This is a genomic window from uncultured Mobiluncus sp., assembly GCF_902488535.1.
Taxonomy (GTDB): Bacteria; Actinomycetota; Actinomycetes; order Actinomycetales; family Actinomycetaceae; genus Mobiluncus.
In genome coordinates, this window is the sequence record NZ_CABTWO010000008.1 from 78,559 (window position 1) to 89,073 (window position 10,515).

A 10,515-nucleotide genomic window follows, 5' to 3' on the forward strand; every position below is an offset into this window, starting at 1 on the left:
CAATGACGGGGTAGGGAGACTTTTTCGAGAGGGCCGACGCTTTAGCGTCTGAGGACGTAACGGACCTGGAATCCAGCTTTCGTGAACGCATCTTCCAAGTCGGAGGTGTTCACGGTGTTCACACCCAAAAGCACGAAAGAACTCTCCATCCCGGTGCGGTACACCGCAATATGGGTGATGTTGGTCTCGAGTTCCCCGGTGACCCGCGCGAGGCGGCTCATCACTCCGGGCTGGTCGTCGGCCTCAATGACCAGGCGAGTTCCGGGCTCACGAGCCCCGTTAATGTCGATAAACGCATCGAGGACGTCAGATTCGGTGATGACCCCGACGACCTTGCCCTCATCCATGACCGGCAGAATGTCAACTTTCGAGTCACGCATGACGATGGCGGCTTCCTCCAACATGGCATCGGCCGAGATGGTGGGGGGATTCTTTTGCATAATCTTATAGATTTTCAGTTTGGACAACAGGTAGGCCACTTCGCCAAAAGACAGGGAAGTCGCGTCAGAGGGCAAGGCCCGGTTGATGTCCGACTGAGAAACGACGCCGCACAGTTTGCCGTCACGCAATACCGGTAGCTTCGTGATGTTGTGTGTCTGCATCAGTTCGATGGCATCGGGTACGGTGACGCCCGAATCGATGGTAAAAGGGTTGGCTGTCATTCGCCATTTCACAAACATGGTTATCCTCCTAGGTAGGCATGCTTAACTTCGTCGCTAGTTAGCAACTCTGCGGCATCGCCTTGCAACACAATCTTGCCGGTTTCCATCACGTAGGCGCGTGAGGCAATCTGCAAAGCCATGTTGGCGTTTTGCTCGACTAATAAAATCGTAGTTCCCATTTCTTGAATCTTGACGATGATGTCAAAAATTTCTTGGACAAACAGCGGAGCCAAGCCCATAGACGGTTCGTCCAAGAGCAGTACTCGCGGTTTGGCCATCAGCCCGCGGCCCATAGCGAGCATCTGCTGTTCGCCGCCGCTCAAGGTCCCCGCCAGCTGATTTTTCCGGTCAGCCAAAACCGGGAACCGCTCAAAAACCATTTTCAGGTCCGCGGCGGTACCGCTCCGGTCTTTGCGCATGTAGGCACCCAAGTCGAGGTTTTCCATCACGGTCATTCCGGGGAACACCCGACGGCCCTCGGGGACGTGAACCAAGCCGTGACGTACCCGCGAACGCGGCGAGGACTTGGTGATTTCCTTGCCGTCGAGCCAAATCGAGCCTTCCAGAGGACGTTCCAGACCGGAGGAGGTACGCAGCGTCGTGGTTTTACCGGCTCCGTTGGCGCCAATCAGAGTGACGATTTCGCCTTCTTCCACGCGCAGGGAAATGCCCTTGAGAGCCTGGATGCCGCCGAAGGAAACCTTGAGGTCTTTGATCTCAAACATTTTCCACCTCCTGGCCCAGATAGGCTTCGATAACCTTCGGATTGTTACGAACTTCCTCAGGCGTGCCGGAAGCGATGACCACGCCGTGATCGAGCACGTAGAGGCGCTCGCAGATGGTCATCACCAGCGACATATCGTGTTCAATGAGCAGGATAGTGAGGTGATAGCGCTGGCGCAGCATCGCAATTAACTCGGTCAGCTGGGCGGTTTCGGCCGGGTTCATTCCCGCCGCCGGTTCGTCCAGCAGCAGCAGCTGCGGGTTAGTCGCTAGGGCGCGAGCAATCTCCAGGTGGCGCTGTTCACCGTAGGACAGGTTCCGAGCGGATTCATCGGCTTTTTCAGCGAGGTCCATCATCTGAAGTAACTGCATAGACTCTTCGTAGACGCGCTGACGCGACTTGGACCAGGATGGCAGATGGAAAAAGGACGCCAGGAGGGAATACTTTTCGCGCTGTTCCATGGCAAAAACCACATTTTCCAGCACCGTCAAGTCCTTGAACAAGCGAATGTTTTGGAAAGTGCGGGCGATGCCGCAGCGAGAAATCACAAAGGGTTTCTTGCCGGCAATAGAAACGTCCTCGCCCTGCGGGTCAGGGCGGAAAGCAATGGTACCCGAGGAGGGGGGATAGACCCCGGTCAGCAGGTTGAAAACGGTGGTTTTCCCTGCTCCGTTGGGCCCAATCAGACCGATTAGCTCACCGGGCTGCAGATACATATCGACGTCCGTAAGTGCGGCGAGGCCACCGAAGTGTCGCGTCAGGCGGCGCACGTCCAAGATGGCGTGAGCACGTTGCTCCTCTGTCGGAGGCTCGGTGGCGGCGGGTTCTTTCCCGGTTTCGGCGCTAGCCTCGGCGCGGGGTGTCTGCGGGGAAGTCTCCACAGTTGAGGGAGCAGACAGGGCACTGCCACTTTCCGGTTTATTCTCGCCGGTTGGCTTGCGGAACAACCGGCCAAAAACTTTAAAGGTCAGTTCCTTGGTGCCCAACAGACCCTGGGGACGGAACACCATGAGGATGACCAAAACCAAGGCGTAGAGAATCATCCGGATTTCAGGGAAGGGTTGGAGCAGGGTCGAGACCACCGCCAGCAAGATGGCGGCGATAATCGAGCCGGTCAGCGAACCCAAACCGCCCAAAACCACGATAACCAGGATGTTGATGGACATCATGAAGTTGAACAGGTCAGGCTTCACAAAGAAGAAGTTGCCGATGTACAGGCCGCCCCCGATGGCTCCAAAGAAAGAACCGACCACGAAAGCCAGGGTCTTAATCCGGGTGGAGTAAACACCGATGGATTCAGCGGCGATTTCGTCCTCGCGTATCGCGATGCAGGAGTGACCGTGACGGGAGTTCAGGAAGTTACGAATCAGCAGGATGGTGCCCGCCGTGAGGATGAACAGGATGTTCCAGTCCGTGAACTGCAGTTGGATGAACAACCCAGCAGCCCCGCCGGAAAATTCCAGATTCAACAGCAGCACGCGGATAATCTCGGCCAACCCCAGGGTGGCGATAGCCAGGTAGTCGCCCTTCAGACGCAGGGTCGGCAAACCGATGAGAAAACCTATGAAGGCGGCGAAAAGTCCGCCGATGAGCAGTCCTAGGAAGAAACCGCCGTAGGTAGGAATCGCGGTGACGATGAGGCCGGTGGAATAGGCTCCTACCGCCATGAATCCGGCGTGACCCAGAGAGAATTGTCCGGTAAACCCGGTGACGAGGTTCAACGACACCGCCAGGATGATGTTCACGCAGATGGTGACCATAGTGTTAAAGATGTAAGAGTCGATGACCCCCACCGTGATGAGGGCGTATCCCAGCCCCCAAAGAACCGCGAGAATGACGGCTTGTGCAATGATACTTTTTATTCCAGGTTTCATGGCTCAGACCTTCTCCTGTACGTTCTTGCCGAGGATACCGGCAGGCTTAAAGATGAGCACGATAATCAGCACCATGAACACAGCTGCGTCACGGAATGTGGACAGACCCAGAGAGTTCACAATCGTCTCTAGGAAGCCGACCAGGTAGCCGCCCACCAATGCTCCTGGAATCAAGCCGATACCGCCCAAAACGGCGGCCACAAAGGCTTTCAAACCCGGCATAATGCCCATTAGCGGGGTAATCGAAGTGTAGTACAGTCCCCACAGCACCCCGGCGGCGCCAGCCAAAGCGGAACCGAGGGCAAAAGTGAAGGAAATCGTGTTATCCACGCTGATTCCCATGAGCTTGGCGGCGTCTTGATCCTGGCTTACCGCGCGCATGGCTTTACCGATGCGGGTTTTCTTAATGATGAACTGTAGGACAATCATCAGGACCACGGAAACCACCACGATGATGATTTGAATCATGGACAGGCTCACTCCGCCGAAGCGGTAACTGGCTCCTAACCAGCCGGTTTGGGCGGGGTAGGCGCGGGCTTCAGCCCCGACAAAGTACATCATTACGTACTCAATCAGCAGGGACATACCGATGGCGGTAATCAGCACGGCAATTCGGGTTGAGTGGCGCAGCGGCTTATAAGCCAAACGCTCAATCAGCATCCCCAGAATCGCACAGATAATCATTGCCGCCAGCAAGGATGTGAATGGGTCGAGGTGCAGCAGGACCATTCCCGCGAAACCAACGTAAGCCCCGACCATCAGGACGTCGCCGTGGGCGAAATTGATGAGCTGAATGATGCCGTAGACCATGGTGTATCCCAACGCGATTAGCGCATAGATACTTCCCAGCGACAGACCATTAATCAGCTGTTGCAGTATCAAATCCATGAGGAATGTTCTTTCTCGAGGTCCCGAGGGCGGGGGGCCCGAACCCGGTGAAGATTTAGGTAAACGGGCCGCCCCGCCCTTGGGAAACGCTCGATTACTTCAGGGCGTAGGCCTCAGCGGAGTTCTGGACACCGTCCTTCAGGGAAACCACGACCGCCGTCTTAATCGGGTCGTGGGTCTTGGGATCCATGTCGAACGAACCGGTCACGCCTTCGAAGCCTTTAGCGTTAGCCATCGCTTCGGCAATAGCCGGTCCGGTCATCTCCTTCGCTTCACCAATCGCCTTGGCCACGAAGTAAGCCGTGTCGTAACCCAGGGCGTTGAACGAGGACGGATCCTCGCCGAACTTATCCTTGTAGGTCTTGATGAAGTCTTGGAGTTTCGTGTTGGAAGTATCCAACGCCGAGTAGTGCGAGGTAAAGAACACGTTGTTCAACGCCGGAGCGCCGGCCAGTTCCAGCAGAGTGGGGGAGTCAAAGCCGTCGCCTCCCAGAATCTTGGCGTCAATGCCCAGTTCGCGGGCCTGCTTGATGATGAGGCCGACTTCCTGGTAGTAGCCGGGGATATAGAGTACATCGAAATCCTTGCCCTTGATGTTGGTCAAGGTCGCCTTGAAATCGGTGTCACCAGCCACGTAGCCTTCTTCCGCCACGACCGAACCGCCAGATTTGGTGAAGTTTTCCTTAAAGTTCTTGGCCAGGCCTTTAGCGTAGTCAGAGGAGGTGTCTCCCAGGATGACCGCGGTCTTGGCTCCCAACTTTTCAGCAGCATATTGAGCCATCACGCCACCCTGGTAGGAATCGGAGAAGCAGGTGCGGAAAGCAAATGGTTGGACCTTGCCGCCGGTCACGGTCACGTCGTCCGCGGTGGCAGATCCGGAAATAACCGGAACTTTATTCTGGTTACCAGCGGGGATAACCGCTTTGAAGGAGCCGGACGTCGCCGGGCCAATCATGGTGAGAACCTTATCCTGGCTCATCAACTTGGTGGCCAGAGTGGTGGCTTCGGCCGGCTCAGACTTGGAATCGTATTTCACAATTTCAAGCTTTTTACCTTTGACACCGCCCTTGGCGTTGATTTCATCAACCGCCATTTGGATGCCGTCAACATTTTGTTTACCGTAGGTGGCTACCGCGCCGGAAAGTTCGTAGTTCACGCCGATTTTAATCGTGTCTCCGGTGGCAGCGTTCCCGCCGCCAGTGGGTCCTGAGCTGGGCTGAGTGCAGGCCGACATGCCGACCAAGGTCAATGCTGAAATTGCAGCAGCTGCAATTATGCGTTTCATAAGAATGCCTTTCTTTGAATAATGAAATTTTTTCGGGTGAGATAAAGAATCCGGGTACGCAGAGCCTTGAATGCTAATATAAAGCGAAAGCGGTGGAAACTTTCTTCCCTAAGGCCCCGGAGTTGCGTCGCTGCTTTAGCTTCCGTTCCTGATAGACCATTGTGTGGTCTGGGTCATGACGGGGTCACGTTCACGAAGTTGATACTCGTTTTGTTGAAACCTTAGCGCGGAGGTATGATTTTATCAACACGGCTTAGCCGCGGGTCCGTAGATATCTTCCGGGCCAAACCCGATTCGTATTCTTGAGTCGGTCTGCTTGCGAACCTTCTTAATTTGGAACGTTGCGCGAGTTTTACCCATTAACCTTTGAGATAAGGACACTTGTGAACGACAATCAACTGGCTGCTATGAAGCTTTCGGAACTGCGCGAACTGGCAAAGTCGCTGGGCATTAAAGGCATTTCGCAGGCCCGAAAACCGCAACTTATTGAAGCGATTATTGAAAAACAGAAATCTGGAGATTCCGCGCCCGCCTCCCAAAAAACTGCGACGCGGGAATCGTCTCAGGATATGGAACGTGACGGTGAGAAAGAAGCTACTTCCTCCGCGGGTCAAGCGCGTACGGCGCGTCGTCACCGTCGGGTCTCCGCTCCGGCGGGCGAACCTAGCGCGGAAGAAAATTCCGCGAACACGGCCACTCTTGACGTGAAGGCGGCGTTGGAGCACGACCTCGGGGCCGCGCCCTCGCGCCACCACCGCAGCCATGATGACACCGAGTCTGTTACCGAGAACAATCCCCAGTTGGAGGCGGTAGCTCAAGGGGCCAGCGCCCGGCGCGAACAGACTCAAGACGACCGGAGCGAACGCTATGACCGGCGCAACCGCAACGATCGTCGCGGCCGGAACCGTAACCGCAACCGTGGCCGCGACCGGGATGACAATGACAACAACAACGGCGGCGAAGAAATCAGCCCGGAAGAGTTGCTGCCTATCGCCGGTATCTTGGACGTGAAAGAGAACCACGCCTTTGTGCGGACCTCCGGGTACCTGCCCGGCCCCAACGATGTTTACGTGACTTTGGGTCAAGTGCGCAGGTGGGGACTGCGTCCCGGCGACGCGATTGTGGGAGCCGTGCGCAAGCCTCGTGAAGGCGAGGAACGTCGCGTCAAGCACAACGCTTTGGTCCATCTGGAGTCCATCAACGGGCAGAGCATCGAGGAGGCTTCGCAACGAATCGAGTTTTCCAAGCTGACCCCGCTGTATCCCGATGAACAGTTGCGATTGGAGACATCTTCGAAGGTGCTGGCTCCACGGATCATTGACCTGATGGCTCCCGTCGGCAAGGGTCAGCGCGGCTTAATTGTGTCTCCGCCGAAAGCCGGTAAGACCATCATCCTGCAGCAAATTGCCAACGCGATTTCCATCAACAACCCCGAAGTTCACATCATGGTGGTTCTGGTGGACGAACGCCCGGAGGAAGTCACCGATATGCAGCGCACGGTCAAGGGCGAGGTCATTGCCTCGACTTTCGATCGTCCTGCCTCGGAACACACTACGGTGGCGGAACTCGCGATTGAGCGGGCCAAACGCCTGGTTGAGCTGGGCGGCGATGTTGTGGTGCTGCTGGATTCCATCACCCGTTTGGGGCGTGCTTACAACCTGGCTGCCCCGGCTTCGGGCCGGATTCTCTCTGGCGGTGTGGATGCGTCTGCTCTGTATCCGCCCAAGCGTTTCTTTGGCGCCGCCCGCAATGTTGAAAACGGCGGCTCCTTGACGATTATCGCCACCGCTTTGGTTGAAACTGGTTCCAAGATGGACGAGGTCATCTTTGAGGAATTCAAAGGTACCGGCAATATGGAACTCCGGCTGTCTCGCGAACTGGCCGAAAAGCGTTTGTATCCGGCGGTGGATGTCAATTCTTCGGGTACCCGCCACGAGGAGGTGCTGTTCACGAAGGAGGAGCTGAGCGTGCTGTGGCGGCTACGTCGAGTGCTGGCGTCTCTGGAACTGGAACAAGCCGCCGGCGTGGTGCTCCAGAAGCTGAAAGATACCCAGACCAATGCCGAGTTTCTGATGGCAGTCGCCAAGACGACTCCTGCGGAATAGGTTTTTCACTTTTCACAAGGTTCCCCTCTCGCGTTTGTGCGGGAGGGGAACCTTTTTTCGGTGGGGTGGTGCCGGCAACCCCCCAAGCATTTGTCAGGACAAATGTTACTGCTGTTACTAAAGTGAAAGCTGAGGCTATTGTGAAAGAGGTGATTTTTGTCTAGAATCGTTAAATCTGTTGAAAACTGCCGATTGATGTGGTTAGAGTTAGAGAAGCTGTTAAGGGAGGCAGGCTTTGAGTAACGCAGACCAGTTTGGACGATGGAAACGTCGCTTGGCGGCAATGAGTGTGGCTGCGGCTATGACGCTGGGGATGGGAGCAATTCCCCTGGCCGTGGGTGCTCCCAGCGCAAAACCGGATCGCATAGCACAACTGGAAAGCGCTATTGCCCGCAACCGGGTGAAAGTCGATGCAGCCCAGTTAAACTATGCCCAAACTGCCGAAGATTTTGCCGAGGCTACGGATGCGCTCAATGCCGCCACTGCCGAAGCCAGCGAAAGCGCGAAAAAAGCCCAGGCGGCGAAGCGGGAAGCCGATGCGGCCAAAGCCAAGCTGGGTCGGCTGGCTGTGGCGATGTATCGCCAAAACAGCAGTGGATTGTCCGATTTGGCAGCTATTACCGAATCCGACGCCTTCCGTGACGCCGCTTTGAAAGAAGCCGCCAACGATGCTCTGGGCAATCAGGCAGACAGCCAAACTCAGGGCTTGATGGCGCTGCAAAATGTCGCCGAAGTTTTGCGTGACAAGGCCAATCGCGCCGCCAAAGCTAAGAAAGATGCTGCAGCCAGCTTGGCCACTACCGAAAAAACCGCTCGTGCTCAGGCTCAAGACGCCTTGGACGAGTTAAAGAAACTTGAATCTCAGCGGGAAAAAATCATTGTCGAGCTGGCGCGGGAACGCGAAGTGACGATTGCGGAAGAAACCGCCCGACAGGAAAAAGTCGAGCAGGAACGCCAAGCTGCCCTAGCAGCCGCGGCGCAGCGCAAACGTCAAGAACAAGAGGCTCTGGCAGCCCAGCAGGCAGCGGCTCGGGCGGCCCAGCAAGCGGCAGACCAAAAAGCCCGTGAACAGGCCGCAAGAGCGCAGGCGGACCGCGAGGCTCGTCAGCGGGCCGCCGCAGAGCAACCGTCTGGTGCGGTCTCGCCGTCTAACGCTGCACCGGTACAGCCGACAAGGCAACCCGCTCCCGCCCCTCAGCCTGTGGCGCCCCCCAGCAGGGCCGCGAGTGGGGGATACGGGCCGGCTCTGCTGGAATGGGCCAAAACAAAAACGGGCATACCTTACGTTTGGGGTGGAACTGGACCGAACGGTTATGACTGTTCCGGACTGGTTTACGCGGGGATGAGGGAACTCGGCAAAGGAGTCCAGCGTTCCGCCGCCGCCCAATACAACGCCTATGCCAATGTTCCTTTCAGCCAAAAGCAGCCGGGAGATTTGGTATTTTGGTCCAATAACGGAACTGGTAACGGGGTCTACCACGTGGCGATTTACTCCGGCGGCAACACCATCCTGATGGCGCCTAAGCCCGGTAGCTCGGTGGGCACTTTCAACTTCTATAACCAGAACAAGATTATGCCTTTCGTGGCGCGCCTCTAATAGAATGCGTCCATGAGTTCTCTGCCGCCCTTTGTTGGCCCTGAGGGTGCCGAAACGCGCCTTTGGGAGCGCGATGCCGGGGGGGCTTTAGGAGAAATTCAGCTCGCGGTGCGCCGCGTGCTGCAATCAATAGGTTCCCCGGATGATACTCTGCTGTGCCTGGCGCTTTCGGGTGGTCCTGATTCGCTGAGTCTAGCGGCGGCGCTGGTTCGCGTCGCTCTGTGTCACCCGCGCCCGTGGGACGTGAGTTGCCTCACGGTAGACCACGGCTGGCGACCCGAATCCGCCGCAGAATCGCAAGCTGCCGTCCAGTGCGCTCGCGATCTGGGGTTTTCTTCGGCGATGGTGTTGCGGGGCGAAAGCGGCGGGGGCGCAAACGGGCCGGAGGGAGAGGCTCGCCTGTTGCGCTGGGGATTGCTGGCACGAGCCGCCATCGCCGAGGCCAAAGTCCAAGGGAAGGCGCGCGCGGTTATTCTCACCGGGCATACGCTGGATGACCAGGCCGAAACCGTCTTGTTACGTTTGGCGCGGGGATCTTCGCTACGTTCCATTGCGGCCATGAGAGAGTTTGAGTCCTTGGATTGCCAAACCGGCCTACCCTTACGTTTTGCCTGGAGGGAGGAAGATTCCGGTGTCGATGCCGCGGTGGATTTGGGCCTAGCGCGTCCATTGCTGGGAATCCGGCGGGAACTCACCCAAGCCGCTTGTGAGCAGTCTGGGCTCGTAGCTGTCAACGATCCGAGCAATCGGATGGAAGGCCCCGTGAAAACTGCCGCTGGCCAGCCGTTACCTCGTGCTGCCATCCGCGAACGGGTTATGCCCGCTCTCGCGGCCGCGCTCGGTCAAGACCCCGCTCCCGCTTTGGCACGTCTGGCTGGTCAGGCCGCCGCGGACGACACCATACTGGAAATGCTCGCGGGAGAGGTCTTTTGGGAGGTGCTGAGCGACGAGCCCGGCGATGGGGAACCGGGGGACAGCGTGAAACTGAATCTGAAAGCGATTGAGGGGCACAAATCCCGCGACTTAATCCGCTATTCCGCTCCGGTCTTGCGTCGGGTGGTACGCCGAGCGAGCCTGTTAGCGGGGGCGAGGGTGGATTCCCTCACTGAAGCCCACCTGCGTGGCGTAGTGGGCCTGATTCATGACTGGCATGGACAAGGTCCCCTCGCCTTGCCCGGGATTACCGTGACCCGCCGGGGGAACTTCTTGGAATTTATCGGCCGTTCTAGCGACTGCTCTGACGGCTCCTCCCCAGAAAGCCGTTCGGATTAACCGAAAAAATGACAATTTAGGCAATGTCGGGGGAGGGCCTAAAATAGACACAGACCTGCGGGAAAACTTTTAGAATGGACCTGCAACTTGAGGGAGGCATCTGATGGA

Annotated in this window: 8 protein-coding genes; 3 read left to right on the forward strand and 5 right to left on the reverse strand. The window is 57.1% G+C overall.

The window, feature by feature from the left end; genetic code table 11:
- Positions 1–41: 41 nt before the first annotated feature.
- From RDL66_RS04285 to RDL66_RS04305, 5 genes are all read right to left on the reverse strand, one after another.
- Positions 42–662 (reverse strand): CBS and ACT domain-containing protein, encoded by a 621-nt coding sequence (locus RDL66_RS04285; RefSeq protein ID WP_299293360.1) that lies wholly within the window; start codon positions 660–662, stop codon positions 42–44.
- Between the two features lie 20 nt (positions 663–682).
- Positions 683–1,387, reverse strand: a complete 705-nt coding sequence (locus RDL66_RS04290; RefSeq protein ID WP_299293357.1) for an ABC transporter ATP-binding protein — start codon at positions 1,385–1,387, stop codon at positions 683–685.
- Positions 1,380–3,260, reverse strand: a complete 1,881-nt coding sequence (locus tag RDL66_RS04295) for a branched-chain amino acid ABC transporter ATP-binding protein/permease (protein ID WP_308535431.1) — start codon at positions 3,258–3,260, stop codon at positions 1,380–1,382. Before RDL66_RS04295 ends, RDL66_RS04290 begins: the two co-directional genes overlap by 8 nt.
- Positions 3,261–3,263: 3 nt before the next feature.
- A complete protein-coding gene (locus RDL66_RS04300; protein WP_297722788.1) occupies positions 3,264–4,148 on the reverse strand; it encodes a branched-chain amino acid ABC transporter permease in 885 nt (294 codons plus the stop codon).
- A gap of 94 nt (positions 4,149–4,242) precedes the next feature.
- A complete protein-coding gene (locus RDL66_RS04305; protein WP_308535432.1) occupies positions 4,243–5,433 on the reverse strand; it encodes an ABC transporter substrate-binding protein in 1,191 nt (396 codons plus the stop codon).
- A gap of 341 nt (positions 5,434–5,774) precedes the next feature.
- On the opposite strand from RDL66_RS04305, the gene rho reads away from it, so the two are divergent.
- The 3 genes from rho (at position 5,775) to tilS (ending at position 10,407) form a co-directional block, all read left to right on the forward strand.
- Positions 5,775–7,538: a transcription termination factor Rho gene (gene rho, locus RDL66_RS04310; protein WP_374042903.1), complete on the forward strand. Its 1,764-nt coding sequence runs from the start codon at positions 5,775–5,777 to the stop codon at positions 7,536–7,538.
- A gap of 235 nt (positions 7,539–7,773) precedes the next feature.
- Positions 7,774–9,135, forward strand: coding sequence for a C40 family peptidase (locus RDL66_RS04315; RefSeq protein ID WP_308535435.1), 1,362 nt, complete (start codon positions 7,774–7,776; stop codon positions 9,133–9,135).
- A 12-nt stretch (positions 9,136–9,147) separates the two neighbouring features.
- Positions 9,148–10,407 carry a tRNA lysidine(34) synthetase TilS gene (gene tilS / locus RDL66_RS04320; protein ID WP_308535436.1) on the forward strand — a complete coding sequence of 420 codons (1,260 nt, stop codon included), beginning with the start codon at positions 9,148–9,150 and terminating at the stop codon, positions 10,405–10,407.
- Positions 10,408–10,515 lie beyond the last annotated feature (108 nt).